Source organism: Gilvimarinus sp. 1_MG-2023 (genome assembly GCF_030548285.1).
The window spans coordinates 1-379 of record NZ_JAUOSC010000308.1 but is presented as its reverse complement, the minus strand read 5'-3'; the positions used below and the strand labels follow the sequence as shown (position 1 = coordinate 379).

Sequence of the window (379 nt, the reverse complement as noted above, 5' to 3'; positions counted from 1 at the left end):
TGATGATACTGATCGCTGTCGTTGGCATTGCCATTATCGCCGCCCTTTCTGTCTACGCCTGGCGCCTGACCCGTCAGGTCAAACGGATTGAGGCGGAACAACAGGCCGAAGCGGCTGCCGCAGAACAACAGCTGCGTGATTACCAGCACAGCCTGGTGCAGGATGTACGCTTTCTGGCGCGAGCAGTCTTGAGCGAGCAATGTGATATCACCGAAGGGGTCTTACGCTTGCACCACACCATTAAAGGCCTCGATCCCACGGTCTGGCAGCATGAGAACCTGGCCGTATTACGTATGTTTCACGAGCAAGTGGCTGATATGCCGATCCTTGATGCCTATAAAAAACTCCCTCCCAAACAACAGTTCGCCATCGACAAGCG

General features: G+C 54.6%; 1 protein-coding gene. It reads left to right on the top strand.

Translation table 11 applies throughout. From position 1 onward, the window contains the following. On the top strand, nucleotides 1-379 hold a 379-nt coding region (locus Q4563_RS16925), incomplete at both ends, for a DUF2489 domain-containing protein (RefSeq protein ID WP_303605319.1).